Origin of the sequence: Nocardioides yefusunii (assembly GCF_004014875.1) — a bacterium.
GTDB lineage: Bacteria > Actinomycetota > Actinomycetes > Propionibacteriales > Nocardioidaceae > Nocardioides > Nocardioides yefusunii.
This window is the reverse complement of the sequence record NZ_CP034929.1, coordinates 1,570,733-1,588,752: the sequence shown is the minus strand read 5'-3', so window position 1 is coordinate 1,588,752 and position 18,020 is coordinate 1,570,733. Positions and strand designations below refer to the sequence as shown.

Below are 18,020 nucleotides of genomic sequence, written 5' to 3'. Positions count from 1 at the left end.
ACGCACCGGAGCGCCACCCCCGCAGGGATGGCGCTCCGGGGTGTGGGAACGGGGCGGGCTGTCGGCCGGCGCGTCAGCCCAAGTGCCGCCGCCGGTTCGTCCGGGCCCCGTTCCGGGTCAGGCCGAGGCCTGGCCCAGGCGGGTGCCGAGCAGTCGACCGAAGGTCAGCGCCGGGGTGGTGAGCATGCCGCCGCAGAAGGTGTTTCCACAGGTGGCACCGGCGCCGATGACCTCACCGATCGCGTAGAGACCGGGGATGGTGTTGCCCTCCTCGTCGCGGACACCGAACTCGGCGTCGATGTCGAGGCCGGTGAAGGTGACCAGCGTGATCGCGTGGTTGCGGACCGCGTAGAACGGGCCCTGGGCGATCGGGGCGGGCAGGTACTCACGACCGAACTCGGGGTCCTGTCCGGCCTCGACGGCCTTGTTGAAGGCCTCGACGGTGGACAGCAGACCGGCCTCGTCGATGCCGGCCTTGGCGGCGAGCTCGGACAGCGTGGCGGCCGAGTGGACACCGGGACGGGTGTCTGCCACCGCACGCACCGCGTCGGGTTCCTTGCCGACGATCATCTGGTTGAGGTCACCGGTGGAGACCTCCAGGGCAGCGTCGTCGAAGATCGTCCAGAACGTCTGGTCGTCGATCTTGGCGAGCGCGCGCTCCTTCTCGTCGATCGACTCCTCGTCCTCACGGACCCAGCGCTTGCCGTGCTTGTCGACGTAGATCTCGCGCGGGGGACGCTCGGAGGTGAGGCGCTGGCGGTCGTTCCAGTTGGCGCGACCGGGCGACTGAGGGTCGGGCAGGCCACCGAAGGTGGGCAGGTAGGTGCCCTCGCCCTGGAGGCCGGCGCCGATGGACTGGCCGAGCAGGATGCCGTCGCCGGTGGAGGTCTTGGCGGCTGCGGAGACCAGGGGGGCACCGTCGAACTCCATGAAGAGCTCGGGCTCGGAGCCGTAGCCGCCGGTGGCGAGGACGACGACTCCGTGGATCTCGACCTCGTCGCCACCGTGGTAGACCGAGACGCCGGTGACGGCGCCGTCGGCGTCGGTCAGCAGCTCGGTGACCGGCGAGGCGGTCCACACCGTGAGGTCGTGGGAGGCCTGGGTGGCTTCCAGCTCCTTGGTGAGCACCTCGAGGATCGAGATGCCCTCGTCCTTGCCGTAGTAGGTGCGGGCGACGTCGTAGGGCTCGTGGCCGTAGACGATGCGCGGGCTCTCGGGCGCGAACGGGAAGTCGCGGTCGGTGAGCCACTCGATGGTGTCGGGGGCGTGCTCGGCGACGATCTCGACGAGGTCCTCGCGGGCCGTGCCCTTGGTGATGCGCTTGATGTCAGCCAGGTGCTGGGCGGGGCTGTCGGCGATGCCGCGCTCGGCCTGGCGGCGCGTGCCGCCGGCGGCCATGTGCCCACCGGTGATGTGCAGTGTGCCGCCGATGCGGTTGTCCTTCTCCACCAGCAGTACGCGGGCACCACTCTGGGCGGCGTGGATCGCGCACGGCAGACCGGCGGTTCCGGCACCCACGACGACGACGTCGAAGTTCGTTTCAGTACTGATGGCGGGACCTCTTCCGTGAACTCAGGACCATACGGTCTACATCATATATACCTGCCGGTGAGGGTGGGATCCGGATCAGTCGTTCCAACCGAAACGACGCGACAGCTCGCGGCTGGCGACGAGCAGTTCGGCGACGCACTCCTCGCGATGCTCCAGGAACCGCTCCGCGGGACCACACAGGCCCACGGCGGCGATCGGGAACCCCTCGTGACTCAGCACCGGTGCAGCGATGGAGGCGGCACCCACGCGACGAGTGCCGTTGGATTCGGACCAGCCGCGTTCTCGGACCTCGTCGATGATCTCGGCAAGACGCGCGGGATCGGTGACGGTGTTGGCGGTCAACGACGCCAGCCGCGGGGAGGCCAGGTAGGCGGCGCGTGCCTCGGCGGGCAGGAAGGCCAGGAAAGCCATGCCGGCCGACCCGGCGTGCAGCGGGAAGGGCTCCCCCATCCGCACCGACAGGATCACCTCGCGATCCGGCAACACCTGGTCAACACAGATGCGCTCGTGACCGCCCAGCATCACCGACAACGTCGCGGTCTCACCGGTGCGGTCGGCCAGGTCCTCGATCGCCGGACGCCCCATGCGGCGCACGTCGACGCGATCCAGATAGGAGAGGCCGAGTCGGAGCGCCGAGACTCCCAGCGAGTAACGACGTGTACGAGGCTCGAGGGTCACCATGCCGGAGTTGCGCAGGGTGGCGAGCAGGCGGTGCACGGCCGTCTTCGAGACGCCGAGCTCCTCGGCGAGCTCGGTGATCCCAAAATCGGGGCCCACCGCGGACGCCATGTGCAACAACAGGTCGGCGGCGCGCTCGACCGTCGCGATCGTCGTCGTCCCTGCCTTGGCAGCGTCAGCCGCCTCGAGTTCCAGTGCCACCGGTACCTCCTCGGTTCCCGTGAGTCCCCGCGCTGCAGGGGTTCCTACGGTGCGGTCGAACAGAGCTGTCGCACGGACAGCAGCGGGCCGAGGCGACGTCGGACGTCCCCCCGGCCCGCGTGAGCGTCAGGCCCAGCGCTTGACGACGCAGAGGCCGCCGGCGTCCGGGGCGACCTCGCCGGGTGCGAGGTGGACGAACTTGCGCTCGTGCAGCCACAACAGGTCGACGTCGACGTCGAAGGTCTTGCCGGCGACGTCCTCGTGGACCTCGATCGAACCGACCATGCCCTCAGCGGGCGGACGGACGACGCCGGGGACGAGGTCGACGACCTCCATGTCGAGCGGCGGGTCGTGGGGGCCGTCCTGCCAGCCGCCGGACTCGCCGGAGAACCAGACCAGGACGCGGGTGTCGGGGTCGTTGTAGGTGGCCGAACGAGTGCCGTGCGGCACGCCGACGAGGAGCTGACCGACGGCTGCGCGCAGACCGTTGATGTACATGGCGCCCGTGAGGGAGACCATCTCCTCCTGGGCCGGCTGGTTGCCGACGAGGTCGCGACGCCAGTCGTCGGGGAAGTCGACCAGGACGGCGCGGTAGCCGCGCTCCTCGTCCTTCCACAGCGATGCCATGCGGGTCACCTGGTCGGACCCTGCGGGCAGCAGGTCGAACCAGCCGTGCTCGTCGTTGTCGATGTCGATGACGTCCATGGTGACTCCTGGGGTGCGGCGCCGTCCCGCTGCTGCGCGACGGGGTGATGTGACGGCGTGATGTGACGGGATGAAGTGACGGAGAGTTCGGGGCGCCACAGCTGATCATCTGCGCGCCTACCGGAACGGCATTACAGTAAGCGGAACGTGATTCCGATACAGGGTGTTTCATGGACAAGATATCGGATTCACGGCCCTCCGGAACGCAACTCACCCCACCCGTGAGGACACGCCCCTCCCCCACACAGCCACCGGCGACGTCACCGGACGTCCGCCCAGCACGAAGGAGCACTTGATGGCGCTCACCACCGGCGGAGCCCCCCTCTGCATCGCGAACGGAGTCCGCGAGTTCGCCCGCGCGACCCCCCGAGCCACCGCGGTCATCGACAACGACCGTCGCCAGACGTACGCCGAGCTCCACGAGCGCTCCAACCGGTTGGCCAACCACCTCCTCGACGCCGGTCACGCCCACGGCGACAAGGTCGCGGTACTCCTGGGCAACCGCTTGGAGTTCCCCGAGGTCGCCACTGCCCTGGCCAAGGCCGGTCTCGTGATGGTGCCGCTCAACCCACGCCTGACCCCGGCCGAGGCGGAGTACATCCTCGAGCACTCCGGTTCACGCACCGTGATCTTGAACGGCAAGCTCTCCGGCATCGTCGCCGACGCGGCGGCGGCCCAGGGGCTCGCCGCACTCTCCCTCGACTCCACCCCGATCGGCTCCGCCTACGAGGACGCCCTTGCGAGCGGTGGCACCACCGACCCGCTCGTCCAGGTCGACGAGAACGAGCCGTTCTGCATCACCTACACCTCGGGCACCACCGGCAAGCCCAAGGGCGTGCTGATCTCGCACCGTTCCCGCGTGCTCACCATCTACATGTCGGCGATGGAGTACGGCCTGGGCAACGGCCGCATGTCCGCGGCAGTGGCGCCGATGTACCACGGCGCAGGGTTCGCGTTCGGCTTCGCGCCCGTCTACACCGGCGGCACCGTGACGATGCTCAACAAGTGGAACCCGCAGGGGTTCCTCGACCTGGTGGAGCGCGACCGCGTCCAGTCCGCGTTCCTGATCCCGACCATGACCCAGGGCCTCAAGTCCCTGGGCGACGACGTGATCGCGGCCAAGGACCTCTCCAGCCTCGACACCCTCTACTTCAACGCCGCGGCACTGCCCTGGCCGCTCAAGCAGTGGGTGATGGCGACGTTCCCGCAGTGCGGCGTGCACGAGCTGTACGGCTCCACCGAGTCCGGCATCATCACCAACCTGCGTCCGGTCGACATGCACCGCAAGCCCGGATCCGTGGGGCACCCGTGGTTCATGACCGAGATCAAGGTCCTCGACGACGCCGGCAACGAGGTCGAGCCCGGTCAGCCCGGCGAGCTCTTCAGTCGCTCCCCGTTCCTGATGAACGGCTACCTCGACAACCCCGAGGCGACCGCGGAGTGCACCACCGCGGACGGCTTCGTGACCTGCGGCGACATCGTCGTCCAGGACGAGGAGGGCTACATCTCCATCGTCGACCGCAAGAAGGACCTGATCATCTCCGGCGGCACCAACGTCTACCCGCGTGAGATCGAGGAGGCACTGGCCTCCTTCGACGCGATCGTGGAGTCGGCCGTCGTCGGTGAACCCGACGAGCAGTGGGGCGAGACCGTCGTCGCGCACGTCGTGCTCAAGCCCGGCGTCGAACTCGACACCGAGGCGCTGGAGGCCCACTGCCGCGAGACGCTGGCCGGCTACAAGATCCCCCGTCGCTGGTACGCGATCGACGAGATGCCTCGCAACGCCGGCGGCAAGGTCGTCAAGCGCGAGTTGAAGCCTCCGACCGCCTGACCCTCCCCCACCCACCTCCCCTCAAGACGTCATCACATTCGGTCGCCAGAGCGACCGAATGTGATGACGTCCGGCGTTGGGGAGGAGCTCAGTTCACCTGACGCAGGGCCCAGGCGGCACCGCGCCCGGCAGCGGGTTCGAGCTCGACGAACGAGATTCGTCCGCCGGCGATGTCCTCACTGCCCTCACGCAGCATGTCCTCCGGGGTCGCGCAGACCAGGACCGGGACGTCGACGGCCGCCAGACGCTCCTGGGACATGAAGCGGAACGCCGCACCGTAGGAGTACTTGTACGACGAGCCGCTCTTGACGAACTCCATCACCAGACGGTGCAGGTGCTCGGGGTCCGACGGCGCAGTGGGTCGGGCGTTGACCGCGTCGGTGCGGTACCAGGGCCAGTAGAGCTGGACGTCGCGGATCGTGTGCCAGGCCCGCACCAGGTGTTCGCCGTGAATGGTCGGACTCATGTCGATGAAGTAGTTGGCCAGGATGTCGCGGCGCGACTCCTCGTCGAGCACCGGGAGCCCGTCGGCGACGACCTGTGCCACCAGGTCGGGTCGTCGGCACGCGAGTTCGAGGGCGATGCAGGCTCCGGTGTGACTGCCGTACGCCTTCACCCCACGCAGGCCCAGAGCCTCCATCACCTCGGCGGTGACGTCAGCGAAATCACCGATCTCGGGCACGACACCGTGCTCGAGGTCCACGTGCGGCGGCGAGGAGAACCCGTTGCCCAAGGTGTCGGGCGAGACGACGAGGTGGTCGGCGGCGAGGTCGCGGATCAGGTCGTCGAAGGAGTCCGCCGATCCGGGCGAGCCGTGCACGAGCAGGACGACCGGTGCGTCGGGGTCTCCGTCGAACCGGACGTGCGTGGTGCCGCTCGCGGTGCGCACGTAGCGGCGGGTGGTCCCGCCGAGGTGGACGGTTGCGGGGACCTGCGGTGCGTCGGGCAGGTCGACGGCGTCGTCGAAGGCGGCGACGACGGCGGCCATGTGGTCGGCGTTGGCGACACTGGTGACGGTGAGCGAGGGGGCGTCGACGCCGAGGCGCGGGAGGTGTCCGTGCAGCGGGTCGGCCTCCTTGGCCACCAGCACGGCCGGGACCTTGAGGCGTTCCAGAGCTGCGCGGGCGTCGTAACGGAACGCGGCCCGGTAGGCGAGGCCCCAGTCAGGCGAGCGCAGGAGGTCGAACGTCATCTGGTGCAGGTCCTCGAGCGCGGGCAGCGACTCGTCCAGACGGGCTTCGGGGCGCTGGTCGTACCAGGGGAAGAACGTCCACATGTTGCGCATGCGGTGCCAGGCCTCGAGAAGGTGACCGCCGTACCAGTCCGGCACCACGGGTGGGGTGTAGCGGTCGAGCTGGTCGAGCATCTCCGCGGAGGTGTAGATGCCCAGGCCGTCCATGACGAGTTGCGCCACCCGACCGGGAGCACGCACCGCGACGGCGAGGGCGATCTTGGAGCCGGTGTGGGTGCCACCGATGGTGAAACGGTCGAGACCGACGGCGTCGGCGAACTCCAGGACGCGCACGGCGTAGTCGTCGATGGTCGGCTCGTCGCCGTCGACAGCGGTCAGTGGATCGGACTGGCCGTACCCGGCAGTGTCGAGGGCGTAGACGGTGAACCGTGCAGCCAGTGGCTCGATCCAGTGCTTCATGGTCTCGGCCGACATCGGCGAGGAGTGGGTGAGGACGACGGGCTTGCCGTGTCCGGCGCGCAGGTAGTGGACCTGGGCACCACTGCTGGCCGATCCGGCCGGCAGGGTGGCGTAGTGCCGTTCGATCTCGACACCAGCAAGGGGGGAGGTGGCTGCGGAGCTCATGGGGGGACGCCTCTCGTGAAACCGTGTTCCGATCACCGTAATCAATGCCGGTGCAAAGTGTTTCAACAATGCGTGAGAAACGGTTGCGCGTGCCCACTGCCGCACCGACACTTGGTACAGCGTTCCGGTCCGCGCATGCGGGCCGTCCCCTGGACGCCTCCCCCAGTGCTTGGAGTTGTGCCGTGACTCGACCTGCGATCAGCGAGGTGAAGGTGGCCACCGTGGGCGTCACCGACCTGGAGGCGTCCGTCGCCTTCTACTCGGGGTGCTTCGACTACGTCGAGCACGGCCGTGGCCCGATCTCGCCCGAGGAGACAGCACAGTTGTGGGGCGGGGCCACCGATCTGGTCGGCGAGGCCGTCGTCCTGGGACCGGCCGGAGGCACCACCGGCCTGGTGCGTCTGGTCCACTACCCCGAGAGCAAGCCCCTCTACTGGGGCGACTACTCGCGTCTGCAGGATCTGGGCCACTACGCCCTCAACATCCGGGTGCCCGAGATCAACGCCGCGATGGCTGCGGTCGCCGCCCACGGCGGGAAGACTCGCTCGGGCCCGACGCACTGGACGGTCACCCCCGACCTGTCCGCGTGGGACTCTCTCTCGTGGGACCCCGACGGCATCCTCGTCGACGTGTTCCAGCTGGAGCCGGGCCCCGCGAACCCGTTGGCCGACTACGACGGTCGCCCGACCGGCCTGCAGACCGTGTGCCTGCACTCGGCGAACGCGAACGCTTCGGCCCGCTTCTACGCCGCGCTCGGCCTGCGTCCCCTCTACGACAAGCTGCTGGAGCGGATGGAGGACTTCTTCCATCTGCCCGACGGCGTGGGCCTGCACAACATCAACATGATGCACCCCGACAGGAACGACTCCGGTCGCGTGGAGATCGCCCAGTACGTCGGCTTCGAGGGCGACGACCAGCGTCACCTCGCGGTCGCAGGCACCGCAGGAATCCTGTCTCTCGCCTTCGAGACCACCGACCTCGACGCCACCACCGTGCTGCTGAAGGCGATCGGCACGGAGACTGCCGGCGACGAGATCGAGGTCGACCAGGTCGGCTTCGGACGGGTACGCGTGCGTGCATGGTTCGGCCCGGACGGCGAACGCGTCGAGTTCTTCCAGCGCCTGTGAACGCCGTCGCCGACTCCCGCCCACTGACGGGTGCCTGCGCGATGGTCACGGGAGCCGGGACCGGCATCGGACGCGCGATCACTCTGGCTCTCGCCGCGCGTGGACTGCACGTCGTCGCACTCGGGCGTCGCGCGGCGCCGCTGGCCGACCTCGCCGATGCAGCGTCCGGCCTGCCCGGCCGGGTGCGCCCCGCGACGGCGGACGTCTCACTGCCCGGCGTGCTCGACGACGTCGCGGCCCGCCATCTCGCCCCCGACGCCCGTCTCGAGGTGATCGTCGCCTCCGCGGGGGCGTTCACGCGTGGACCGGTGGCTTCCTTGACGACGGACGCCTGGGACGCACAGATCGCGTCGAACCTCACCGCGGCGTTCCACACCCTGGCGCTCGCCTCGCGGCGCATGACCGCCCAGGAACTGGTGGACGGACGCCGCGGCCACGTCTTCACCCCCTCAACTCCGGCGCGGGCGTGACCCCGTTCCCCGGCGGCGCTGCCCACGCGGCCGCGAAGCACGGTCTGCGCGGACTCGTCGAGAGCGTGCGCGGCGAGCTCGCCGGAACCCGGGTGAAGCTGACCGACGTCGTGGTCAACGCCTGCGTCGACAGCGAGATGAGCGCCGGACGTGACGTGGCGAAACTGCCTGCCGACGTCGTCGCGCAGACGATCACGGCCTGCATGGATCTGCCGGCCGATGCGAACTGGGACCGGATCGATCTGGGCCAGCTCACATAGCCCCGTCGCTGACACGAAGTGCCCCTTTGGGAGAGCGGTGACTCCGCCAACCCCTAAGGGGTCATTTAATGTACGCACGTGCAGTGAGAACCATCCACCCTGCCGCGACAACATGCATAGATTCCCTCTCATGTATCACCTGACCAACCTCTTGAACGAGGTACGCGACAAGGGCTACGGGGTCTTCAAAGGTGGGCTGTCGGTGCTTGAACGGGACATTGACGGCAGCGTCCGTGTCATACCCAACCGCCGCACCTCTTCGCCTCGCATCGAGCGGCTCAGGCCGACTCCGGCAGACAAGGCTCAGCAGCGTTCGATGAGTCGAGTGCACGGGTTGGGCGAGCAACCGCTACACACGGACGGCGCGCATCTCGAAACCCCGCCCGACGTGGTGTTGCTGTCCTGTCCCACGAGGTCGGAGATCCCTACGCGCTTCGCGCGGTTCGTGCCCCCTACCCTCGGCTCACAGCCGATGGGCGACCTTGTCCACGGACTCTTCATCGTCGACTCAGGCTCCGATTCGTTTCTTGCTCCCATCCTCGACTTCAACCGGGAGGGTCACGCTGTCCGCTACGACCCCGTATGCATGACCCCTGGTGACCCGCGCGCCTGCCGCGCTATGGCAGCCGTCAAGGAGTGCCTGCCTGAGGTACACGAGTTCGAGTGGAACGAGCCGGGGTTAGTCCTAGCGCTCGACAACCGGCGCTATCTCCACGCGCGGGCCGATGCTTCCAACGAACCCGAGCGCACCCTCGAACGGCTCGCTCTCAGAGTTGAGAGGGCCCCGTCTTGACCGCTCCATACGACCACGACGCACTGTTCCTCAAGGCAAAGCTCTTCCTCAACCGAGCCTTGGAAGAGGACGAGCAGAGCTTCGACGAGAAGGCGCTATGGGCGGCGCTGGCGCTGGAACTACTTGCCAAGGCTGCCCTAGCGAGAGTGTCACCGTTGCTCATCGCAGAACCCAACGAAGAAGGCCGGAACCTACTCATCGCAGCCGGACTCATTGAAGGCACTGGACAGTTCACGTCGGTCCGAGCCAAGACTCTCTACAAGCGCTGCGCCCAAGCCTTCAAGCCGTTCAGCAGCAGCGAGGCCGACAAAATCACCAACGCACGGAACGCCTACTTGCACGGCCCCGAACTCCGCTTCACCTCCCTGCCACCCGAGCAGTGGTGGGCGAGGTACTGGACGCAAGCAAGCATCCTGGTGAACGCAACGGGCCGGTCGCTGGACGAGCTTGTGGGCGACCGCGAACGCGAAGTTGACCGCCTCCTCGCTCTCAACACCACATACATGTCCAACCGAGTAGAGATGCTTGTGGAGAGCGCGCGTCTGCGTCTCGCCCAGCACAAGGCGGGAAACCTCCCAGCGAAGGTGGCCAAGGAGTTCACGCCCAACGCATACCCACTGGCGGTGGGGTGGTCTCACAACGTGCTCCACACCTGCCCCGCGTGCGGAGCCGAGGGCCTCCTAGAAGGCGAAGAGGTCATCGAGACCGACACCCACGTGGAGCGCAACTCGGAGGAAGACTACACGTCTTGGGTGACCTTGACCGTCTACTCTTACGCCTTCACTTGCAGCAACTGCGGGTTGTGCTTCGAGACCCCCGAACTGGTTCAAGCGGCTGACCTTCCCGAGACCTTCGAAGTGGACTCCGAAGAGTGGTCGCAGTGGCAGGAACCTGAGTATGGGAACGACTGATGGGCGCACTATCCAGCGGCGATGCTCCGACTCCGGGAACGGTTTCATGCACCCGGTCCGAAAGTTCACATTTCGCTGGACCGTGTTGGGCATAACCGAGGGCAAGTAGCGTCCTACAAGCCCTATCAGAGCTGATGCAACAGAAGTGGGGCCGAGCGTATGCTCGGCCCCACAACATCCATCAGGAGTTCCCCGTCAACGCGTGACGGCCCTGAGAAGAATCAGACGTTGAAGCGGAACTCGTGACCTGATGTCTTCTGCGATCAGATGTGTTCGAGCAGGTCTCCCGGCTGACACTCCAGGGCTTCACAGATGGCGTCGAGGGTGGAGAGTTTCACCGCCTTGGCGTGCCCGTTCTTGAGGATCGACAGGTTCGGCACCGTGATCCCCACGCGCTCGGAGAGTTGGGTCAGCGTCATCCGGCGTTCCACGAGCATCCGGTCGAGGCGGACGATGATCGCCATCAGATGGTCATCCTCCGCTCGGACTCGACCTCGTGGCCGTGCCGGAAGACCTGGGCGAGCAGCAGCACCAGCGCACCGACGGCGAACAGCGTCAGGTCGATCGACTGCGGCCCGGGGGCGCTCAGGTCGGCTGCCGGGCCGAACTGGCTCGATCCGTAGTCGAGCTTGCTCGGAGTTCCGAGCGCCCACTCGAGGAAACCGAGCACTCCCCCGGCGATGAGCAGCCACCCCATGCCACGCACGCGAGCGACCGCGCGCGGGCTGAAGACGTCACCGGACGCCGCAGCACTCAGCACCCGGTGCAGCAGGAAGAGGAAGGCGCTCGCCAGCGCCAGGCCGGCCACCTGCACCCCGAGCGTGAACGCCACCCACGGACTCCAGCCGCCTCCGCTGGCGAGTTCCATCTCCCCACCCCAGTGGACCGCGACCGGTCGGACGTCGGCCCGATTGACGTACGTCCCGTCATCGGCCGTCACGCCTTGATCGCCACTGCGGACGTAGAAGTGGAGGCACTCGTCGTCCTGCCAGCTCCCCGCGTCGCCAGCCTCGCAAACCGGCTGCGTCGGCCCGGCGACTTCCCAGGAGATACGCTGTGTTGCGCTTAACGGTCCCCGTGAGCCTTCGAAGGGCAACGTGACCTTTCCGCCCAACACCAGTGCGCCGCTCGTGGCGCTCGACAACGCCATCAGCACGCACACCGCCGACGCGAGCAGCGCCAGGCGACTTCCCCACCGGAAGCTGCGCCCGGACGGCACCACCTCCTCCCGCCCACGGGCAGCCTTCACGCTGAGCCACACCACGTACTCCCCCACTCCACCCCACCGGCAGACACATCGCCTGACGGCAAAGACTTACCGCAACTCATGATCTCGGGACGTGCATCACGACGGAGTCCCCCAGAAATGGTGGAACCCCTCACGCCGTCGAGCGTGAGGGGTTCCTCGGTGTCAGCAGGTGGACCGGACCGGAGCACACCGCTCCGGGCCACGACTGCTCGGTCGCAGGACCGGGATCAGACGGGCGTGATGCCCAGGACGGTCGCGCCGTCGGCCGGAGTCACCAGGTGGCACGCCACCTGCTGCCCGGCGGTCTTGGTCTCCAGCGTCGGGTAGGTCTCGAAGCACTCCGCGGTCGCGACCGGGCAGCGCGGCGAGTAGAAGCAGCCCGAGGGACGCTTGATCGCGTTGGGCACCTCCCCCAGCGGAGCCGAGTGCTCCTTGCGCTGACGCGGGTCCGGCTTGGGGGCCGCACCGAAGAGCGCCTTCGTGTAGGGGTGCTGCGGGTTCGACTCCAACTGGTGCTTGGTACCGATCTCGACGATGCGGCCCAGGTACATCACCGCGATCTGGTCGGCGATGTAGGAGACCACCGCGAGGTCGTGGCTGATGAACATCAGCGACAGCCCCAGGTCCTCCTTGAGGTCCTTGAGCAGGTTCATCACCTGGGCACGCACCGAGACGTCCAGGGACGCGGTCGGCTCGTCGGCCACGAGGAACTCCGGACCGGTCGCCAACGCGCGGGCGATGCCGACACGCTGCAGCTGACCACCCGAGACCTCGTGCGGGTAGCGGTGCAGGAAGGTGGGGTTGAGGCCCACCAGGTCCAGCAGTTCGGCCGCCTTGGCGTCGCGCTGGGCCTTGTCACCGACCCCGTGCACCCGCAGCGGCTCACCGATGATGTCGACCAGGCGGTTGCGCTTGTTGACCGAGGAGTAGGGGTTCTGGAAGACCATCTGCATGTGCTTGCGCTCCTGGCGCAGCTCCTCCGCGGAGAGCGACACGATGTCGCGGCCACGGAACTCGACGGTGCCCGACGTGGGCTCCTCGAGACGCAGGATCGAACGGCCGGTGGTCGACTTGCCCGAACCGGACTCACCGATGACGGCGAGGGTCTGCTTGGGCAGGATGTCGAAGCTGACGCCGTCGAGGGCATGCACGGTCTGCTGGGTCCCGCGCATCTTGGACAGGAAGCCGCCACCCACCGGGAAGTGGGTCTTGAGGTCGCGGACCCGGATCAGGGGCTCGACGTTGGTGTCGGTCATGCCTGGCTCCCTTCGAGCTGTGCCGCGCCGGGGGCGACGCGGTGGCAGGAGGCGGCGGCACCGGCGGTGCCGATCTGGAACAGCTCGGGCATGGTGGTGTCGCAGATCGCGCCGAGCTTGTTGTCGCAGCGGTCCGCGAACCAGCAACCCTTGATGTCGGAGGTCAGCGGCGGCACCGCGCCCCGCATCGAGTACAGACGCTCGCCGTCGTGCGGGAATCCGGGGATCGCCTGCAACAACTGCTTCGTGTACGGGTGCTGCGGCTTCTCGAAGAGGTCGTAGACGTCCGCGACCTCCACGACCTGGCCGGCGTACATGACGACGACCTTGTCGCACATCTCCGCCACGACCGAGAGGTCGTGGGTGACCAGCACCATCGCGAGGTTGCGCTCGGTACGCAGGGTGCGAAGCAGTTCGAGCACCTGGGCCTCGATGGTGACGTCGAGGCTGGTGGTGGGCTCGTCGGCGAGCAACACCTTGAGGTCGTTGCTGGCACAGGCGACCGCGATCATGATGCGCTGCAGCTGACCCTGGGAGAACTGGAACGGGTAGGCCTTGAGCTTGCCTCGACCGTCGATGCCGACGCTCTTGAGCAGACGCAGGATCTCGGCGTCGTACTCCTTGGGCTGCAGGTCGGGACGGTGCAGGGAGAGCACACGACGGAACTGGCTGCCGATCGTCCAGGACGGGTTGAACGAGTTGATCGGGTCCTGGAAGATCATCGCCATCTCGCCGCCGCGGACCTTGCGGAGCTCCTCCTCGTCGAGCTGACGCAGGTCGCGTCCGGCCAGGAGGATCTCGTCGGCCTCGACCTTCGCCGGAGGACGGAGCATGCCGAGGATCGACTTCAGCGCGGTGGACTTGCCCGAGCCGGACTCGCCGACCAGACCGACGATCTCACCGGGCTTGACGCTCAGCGCGAACCGCTTGACGGCCGGGACCGGCTCGCCACGGAACTGGTAGGTGGTCTGCAGGTTGGTGACGCGCAGGACCTCGTCGGCTCCGGCGGCACCGGAGGTGGTGGGGGTGGGAGTGGTCACTTCTCGTCGCCCTTCTTCGTGGCGGACTTCTTCTTGGTCGACTTGGCGCGCGGATCCAGCTCGTCACGCAGCTGGTCGCCCAGCAGGTTGAAGACGAGGACGAACAACGCGATCGCGATCGACGGGAACAGCACGAGCCACCAGGCGCCGAGCGTCACGTACTGACGGGCGTCGGCCAGCAGGGTTCCCCAGGACGCGCCGGGCGGCTGGACACCGAGGCCGAGGAAGGACACCGAGGCCTCGACGCCGACGGCCATCGCCAGACCGAACGCACCTTGGACGACGAGGGGCGCGGAGATGTTGGGCAGCAGGTTGCGGAAGAGGATGTCGGAGTTGCGACCGCCGAAGGACTTCACGGCCGTCACGTACTCCTCGCGCATCTCGGCGAGCACCGAGGCGCGTGCAATACGGGCGAAGACCGGGATCAGGACGATGCCGATGGCCATCGCGACGAGCACCGACGGGCCGATCCGGAGCGGGCCGACCGAGATGTCGCGCTGGCCGAGGATGCCGGTGATGACCGGGACGAGGACGAGCAGCGGGAACGCCAGGATGACGTCCATGAGTCGCATGATCACGGAGTCGCGCCACTTGCCCGACTTCATGCCGGCGAGCATGCCGAGCAGGGAGCCGATGACGAGGGCGAAGACGACGGCGATGAAGCCGACCAGGATCGAGATCCGCGAACCGTGGAGGAAGCGCGAGAAGACGTCGCGACCCACGGAGTCGGTGCCCATCCAGTGCTCCGCACTGGGTGCGGCCAGGGACTCGTCACCGAGCTCGGTGTAGTCGTAGGGCGCCAACATCGGGCCGAACACGGCGAGCAGCAGGAACAGGGCCACACCGATCATGCAGACCAGCGACAGCTTGCGCGAGGCCAGGCGACGGAGCAGTCCGACCTCGTCCACGGGGGTGGGGATCGCCGGGGCGGTGGCGACGTGGGTGGAGCTGGAGCTGGAGGTGGCGGTGGGGCTGGGGGTGGGGCTGGGGGTGGGGGTGGTGGAGCTCATCGTCGACTCATTCCTTTCCACTGGCGTAGCCGACCCGGATGCGGGGGTTGATGACTCCGTAGAGGAGGTCGACGACGATGTTCACGAACACGAAGACGACGGCCACGAACATCATCACGCCGATGGTGATCGGGTAGTCGCGGATGGCGAACGACTCCACGAGCAGGCGCCCCAGACCGGGAATGCCGAAGACGCTCTCGACGACGACGGAGCCGCCCAGGAGGAAGCCGGTCTGCACGCCGAGCACGGTGACGACCGGCAGCAGTGCATTGCGCAGGGTGTCCTTCCAGATGATGACGCGCTCGGAGACGCCCATGGCACGCGCGGCCGAGACGTACTCCTGGTTGAGCACCTCGAGCATCGAGGAACGGGTCAGACGGGCCACCAGGCCGATCTGCGGGGCGGCCAGTGCGATCGCCGGGAGCAGCGTCGACTTCAGGCTCTCGCTGACCGACTCGTCCAGCGGCACGAAGCCCTGGTACGGCAGGACCCCGGGGAACCACCAGCCGAAGGCCAGGACCAGGAACAGGCCGATGACGAAGTTGGGCACCGAGATGCCGGCCAGGGAGACCACGCGGATCACCTGGTCGACGAAGCCGTTGGCCCGCAGCGCGGAGACGACGCCGAGCGGGATGCCGATGACGACGATCAGGGCCAGGGCCATGAGCGCGAGTTGCATCGTGACGCCGAGGCGGTCGCTGATGGCCTCGGTCACCGGAGCCTTGTCGGAGTAGCTGGTGCCGAGGTCTCCACGGAGCATGTCGGTCAGCCAGGTCCAGTACTGGACCAGGATCGAGTCGTCCAGGTGCATGTCGGCGCGAGCCTTGGCCAAGGCCTCCGGCGGCGCCTCGAGGCCCACGGACAGCAGCGCGGGGTCGCCGGGGGCGAGGCGCAGCAGCGTGAAGGCCACGATCGAGACCAGGAGCAGCACGGGGATCGCGCTGAGCAACCGGGACACGGTCATCTTCAGCATGAAGTGGTTCCTTCCTCTTCACGAGGGTGGTCGACCGGGGCCTCGACCTCGAGGACGAGATGGGGCACGGTGTGCGGCGTGGTCAGCCACGCCGCCCGGTCGGATTCGAGGGAAGGCAGCTGGAGGACCACGGGGACAGCCTCCAGGCCAGCGGCGGCATGGATCGCCGCGATGTCGTGGGTCAGGACCACGGCACCGAGGAGTCCTCGGTGCGGCGGGACCGATCGACCGGTCAGTGAGTCGTCGGCCCCGCCGGGGAGGCCGTAGTCGATCAGCCCGAAGTAGGGCTCACGGGTGTTCGGACCGACGTTGCGTGAACGCAGCGTCAGGTGCTCCACGCCCAGCATCGCGGCGAAACTGGGGTCGTCGAGTGCATATTCGTACACGACGTTCCACCCGAGGACGTCGCGGTAGAACGCGACGCTGTCGGAGGCGTCGGAGAGCGGCGCGGAGATGCTCTGCACCTCGCTGACGAGAGCGTCGGTCACCTGGGCGAAGTCGGCGAAGAACTCCGCCGGTCCACCCAGGAACGCGGTGACCACGTTGTCGGGTCCCCACAGGTGCGCCTCGCGGAAGGTGCCCTCGGCCAACTCGTAGCTGGCCTCGGACTCGATCACCTCATACCCGCGGGCGCGAGCGTGTGCCACGGCCGCGCCGAAGTCGGGGGCGTAGAAGTCGATCACCTTGAGTGCGTCGAGGTGGACGCGGGTGGACCAGTCGCGCACGGTCGGCGCGTCAGCGACGCCGAAGTCGACCAGGACGACACCAGTACGGGTGCCCGGGGTCGTCAGGACCGTGAGCTCGATCCGCTCCAGGGTGTGGCGCGGGGAGATCGCGTCGAGGGTCTCTCGGCGCTCGACGGTGTGGCGCCCGGCCACCTGCATCCCGAACACGTCGGAGAACAGGCGCACGTGCGCCTCAGTGTCGGAGACGGACACCAACGGCCCGAAGACCTGGTTGGAGGGTGGGGTCACGGATCACTCGTTCCTGAGCGCGGTCGCACTCACGCCACGAGCGCCGAGGCCCTGGGGGTGACCTCGATCACTCAGCAGCCACAAGTTTCCGGTAAAGGAACGATGTTCCACAAGCAGAAACTCAAGGTTCGTCAAAAATGTCTGACGAATCTTGCCGAGTGAGACGGCTCACAAAGAGCAACGCCCTCCGGACCGACGTTCCGGAGGGCGGTTCATGGGACGACACCGCTCAGGCGGAACGGCCGTCCCATCCGAACTGACGCGACATGGTGCGCGTGGTGTCCAGCAGTTCTTCACGACAGCGGTCCAGGGAGGACGCGATCCGGTCGGCCGGACCGCACACACTGACCACCGCGATCGGCCGGCCGTCGTGCCCCAGCACCGGGGCGGCCACCGACGCGGCGCCCGACTTCCGCTCCCCCGCCGAGGTGGCCCAGCCCTGCTGGCGGACCTCGTCGACACTGACACGCAGGGCGTCCCGGTCGGTGACGGTGAGGTCGGTGAGCGCCTGGAGCGCGACGTGGCTGAGGTAGTCCTCGCGATGCACCGGATCGAGGAACGACAGGAACGCGCGTCCCGAGGCACCGGCGTGCAACGGGTACGGCTCCCCCATGGTCACCGACATGATGACCTCGCGCTCGGGCGTCACCTGGTCGACGTAGATGCGCTCGGAGTGTCCGAGCAGGACCGACAGCGTCGCGGTCTCGTTGGTGCGCTGCGAGAGCCTCTCCAACGCAGGACGCCCCAGACGACGCACGTCGATCCGGTCCAGGTAGGCGAGACCGAGGCGAAGGGCGCCGACACCGAGGGAGTAACGACGGGTGCGCTCGTCGACGTCCACCAGACCACGCCCGCGCAACGAGGCGAGGACGCGGTGCACGGCGGCCTTGGACATCGAGAGGTCCTCGGCGAGCTCGGTGATGCCGAAGTCGGGCCCCTTGGTGGTGGCGATGTGCAGCAACACGTCCATCGCGCGTTCGACGGTCGCAATGGTCGCACCGCCGCTCGTCTCGGGCTTGCCTGCCATGCGCGGGCTCATCGGATCACCGTCTTCCCGGCCGCGTGGGCCGTACGTCGAGGGAAGTCCCTCACGAGTCGCTGTTCCGCACAGCGTAACGAGCATTCACCCATGTCGCCCGGAGCAGCGCAAACAGGCTCGCCCCGGGCGACACGGT

The 18,020-nt window shown here is 67.8% G+C and carries 18 protein-coding genes; 6 read left to right on the top strand and 12 right to left on the bottom strand.

The features are described from left to right. Positions 1-117: 117 nt before the first annotated feature. The 3 genes from EOV43_RS07210 to EOV43_RS07200 form a co-directional block, all read right to left on the bottom strand. Positions 118-1,551, bottom strand: a complete 1,434-nt coding sequence (locus tag EOV43_RS07210; RefSeq protein WP_128220557.1) for an FAD-dependent oxidoreductase — start codon at positions 1,549-1,551, stop codon at positions 118-120. Positions 1,552-1,626: 75 nt separating this feature from the next. Further along, positions 1,627-2,430, bottom strand: a complete 804-nt coding sequence (locus tag EOV43_RS07205) for an IclR family transcriptional regulator (RefSeq protein ID WP_239022259.1) — start codon at positions 2,428-2,430, stop codon at positions 1,627-1,629. Between the two features lie 126 nt (positions 2,431-2,556). Continuing rightward, the gene (locus EOV43_RS07200) at positions 2,557-3,135 is read right to left on the bottom strand and encodes a hypothetical protein (RefSeq protein WP_128220555.1); all 579 of its coding nucleotides are present in this window, start codon (positions 3,133-3,135) and stop codon (positions 2,557-2,559) included. Between the two features lie 295 nt (positions 3,136-3,430). Between EOV43_RS07200 and EOV43_RS07195 the strand changes: the two genes are divergently transcribed. After that, complete coding sequence (locus EOV43_RS07195; protein ID WP_128220553.1) at positions 3,431-4,966, top strand: class I adenylate-forming enzyme family protein; 1,536 nt, start codon at positions 3,431-3,433, stop codon at positions 4,964-4,966. 88 nt (positions 4,967-5,054) lie between these two features. Here the strand turns inward: EOV43_RS07195 and EOV43_RS07190 are convergent, their stop codons facing one another. Beyond that, positions 5,055-6,782, bottom strand: coding sequence for an alpha/beta hydrolase (locus EOV43_RS07190; RefSeq protein WP_128220551.1), 1,728 nt, complete (start codon positions 6,780-6,782; stop codon positions 5,055-5,057). A gap of 182 nt (positions 6,783-6,964) precedes the next feature. Between EOV43_RS07190 and EOV43_RS07185 the strand changes: the two genes are divergently transcribed. The 5 genes from EOV43_RS07185 (at position 6,965) to EOV43_RS07165 (ending at position 10,343) form a co-directional block, all read left to right on the top strand. Further along, positions 6,965-7,909: a VOC family protein gene (locus EOV43_RS07185; protein ID WP_128220549.1), complete on the top strand. Its 945-nt coding sequence runs from the start codon at positions 6,965-6,967 to the stop codon at positions 7,907-7,909. Beyond that, positions 7,906-8,379, top strand: a complete 474-nt coding sequence (locus EOV43_RS07180) for an SDR family oxidoreductase (RefSeq protein WP_164878771.1) — start codon at positions 7,906-7,908, stop codon at positions 8,377-8,379. The genes EOV43_RS07185 and EOV43_RS07180 overlap by 4 nt, the downstream gene beginning before the upstream one ends. Continuing rightward, a complete protein-coding gene (locus EOV43_RS07175) occupies positions 8,376-8,639 on the top strand; it encodes an SDR family oxidoreductase (protein ID WP_128220545.1) in 264 nt (87 codons plus the stop codon). The genes EOV43_RS07180 and EOV43_RS07175 overlap by 4 nt, the downstream gene beginning before the upstream one ends. Before the next feature lie 130 nt (positions 8,640-8,769). After that, on the top strand, positions 8,770-9,432 hold the full coding sequence (locus EOV43_RS07170; RefSeq protein ID WP_128220543.1) for a Fe(II)-2OG oxygenase family protein: 663 nt from the start codon (positions 8,770-8,772) through the stop codon (positions 9,430-9,432). Further along, complete coding sequence (locus tag EOV43_RS07165; protein ID WP_128220541.1) at positions 9,429-10,343, top strand: hypothetical protein; 915 nt, start codon at positions 9,429-9,431, stop codon at positions 10,341-10,343. The genes EOV43_RS07170 and EOV43_RS07165 overlap by 4 nt, the downstream gene beginning before the upstream one ends. Before the next feature lie 263 nt (positions 10,344-10,606). Here EOV43_RS07165 and EOV43_RS07160 read toward each other — a convergent pair whose 3' ends face one another. The 8 genes from EOV43_RS07160 to EOV43_RS07125 form a co-directional block, all read right to left on the bottom strand. Then, positions 10,607-10,807: a helix-turn-helix domain-containing protein gene (locus tag EOV43_RS07160; RefSeq protein ID WP_128220539.1), complete on the bottom strand. Its 201-nt coding sequence runs from the start codon at positions 10,805-10,807 to the stop codon at positions 10,607-10,609. After that, positions 10,807-11,283, bottom strand: a complete 477-nt coding sequence (locus EOV43_RS15400; RefSeq protein WP_164878772.1) for a DUF2975 domain-containing protein — start codon at positions 11,281-11,283, stop codon at positions 10,807-10,809. Before EOV43_RS15400 ends, EOV43_RS07160 begins: the two co-directional genes overlap by 1 nt. A 536-nt stretch (positions 11,284-11,819) precedes the next feature. Further along, positions 11,820-12,848, bottom strand: coding sequence for an ABC transporter ATP-binding protein (locus tag EOV43_RS07150; protein ID WP_128220535.1), 1,029 nt, complete (start codon positions 12,846-12,848; stop codon positions 11,820-11,822). After that, positions 12,845-13,888 carry an ABC transporter ATP-binding protein gene (locus tag EOV43_RS07145; RefSeq protein WP_128220533.1) on the bottom strand — a complete coding sequence of 348 codons (1,044 nt, stop codon included), beginning with the start codon at positions 13,886-13,888 and terminating at the stop codon, positions 12,845-12,847. Before EOV43_RS07145 ends, EOV43_RS07150 begins: the two co-directional genes overlap by 4 nt. Beyond that, a complete protein-coding gene (locus tag EOV43_RS07140; protein WP_128220531.1) occupies positions 13,885-14,898 on the bottom strand; it encodes an ABC transporter permease in 1,014 nt (337 codons plus the stop codon). Before EOV43_RS07140 ends, EOV43_RS07145 begins: the two co-directional genes overlap by 4 nt. A 7-nt stretch (positions 14,899-14,905) precedes the next feature. Further along, on the bottom strand, positions 14,906-15,871 hold the full coding sequence (locus EOV43_RS07135) for an ABC transporter permease (RefSeq protein ID WP_128220529.1): 966 nt from the start codon (positions 15,869-15,871) through the stop codon (positions 14,906-14,908). Beyond that, positions 15,865-16,845 carry a VOC family protein gene (locus EOV43_RS07130; RefSeq protein WP_128220527.1) on the bottom strand — a complete coding sequence of 327 codons (981 nt, stop codon included), beginning with the start codon at positions 16,843-16,845 and terminating at the stop codon, positions 15,865-15,867. The genes EOV43_RS07135 and EOV43_RS07130 overlap by 7 nt, the downstream gene beginning before the upstream one ends. 229 nt (positions 16,846-17,074) lie before the next feature. Then, positions 17,075-17,872, bottom strand: a complete 798-nt coding sequence (locus EOV43_RS07125) for an IclR family transcriptional regulator (RefSeq protein ID WP_239022258.1) — start codon at positions 17,870-17,872, stop codon at positions 17,075-17,077. Between the last annotated feature and the right edge of the window lie 148 nt (positions 17,873-18,020).

Bases quoted from the DNA above. Each gene is read 5' to 3' on its own strand.
- EOV43_RS07140 (WP_128220531.1), bottom strand. From the start codon at position 14,898: ATGAGCTCCACCACCCCCACCCCCAGCCCCACCCCCAGCCCCACCGCC.
- EOV43_RS07170 (WP_128220543.1), top strand. From the start codon at position 8,770: ATGTATCACCTGACCAACCTCTTGAACGAGGTACGCGACAAGGGCTAC.
- EOV43_RS07200 (WP_128220555.1), bottom strand. From the start codon at position 3,135: ATGGACGTCATCGACATCGACAACGACGAGCACGGCTGGTTCGACCTG.
- EOV43_RS07125 (WP_239022258.1), bottom strand. From the start codon at position 17,872: ATGGCAGGCAAGCCCGAGACGAGCGGCGGTGCGACCATTGCGACCGTC.
- EOV43_RS07195 (WP_128220553.1), top strand. From the start codon at position 3,431: ATGGCGCTCACCACCGGCGGAGCCCCCCTCTGCATCGCGAACGGAGTC.
- EOV43_RS07190 (WP_128220551.1), bottom strand. From the start codon at position 6,782: ATGAGCTCCGCAGCCACCTCCCCCCTTGCTGGTGTCGAGATCGAACGG.
- EOV43_RS07160 (WP_128220539.1), bottom strand. From the start codon at position 10,807: ATGGCGATCATCGTCCGCCTCGACCGGATGCTCGTGGAACGCCGGATG.
- EOV43_RS07135 (WP_128220529.1), bottom strand. From the start codon at position 15,871: ATGCTGAAGATGACCGTGTCCCGGTTGCTCAGCGCGATCCCCGTGCTG.
- EOV43_RS07150 (WP_128220535.1), bottom strand. From the start codon at position 12,848: ATGACCGACACCAACGTCGAGCCCCTGATCCGGGTCCGCGACCTCAAG.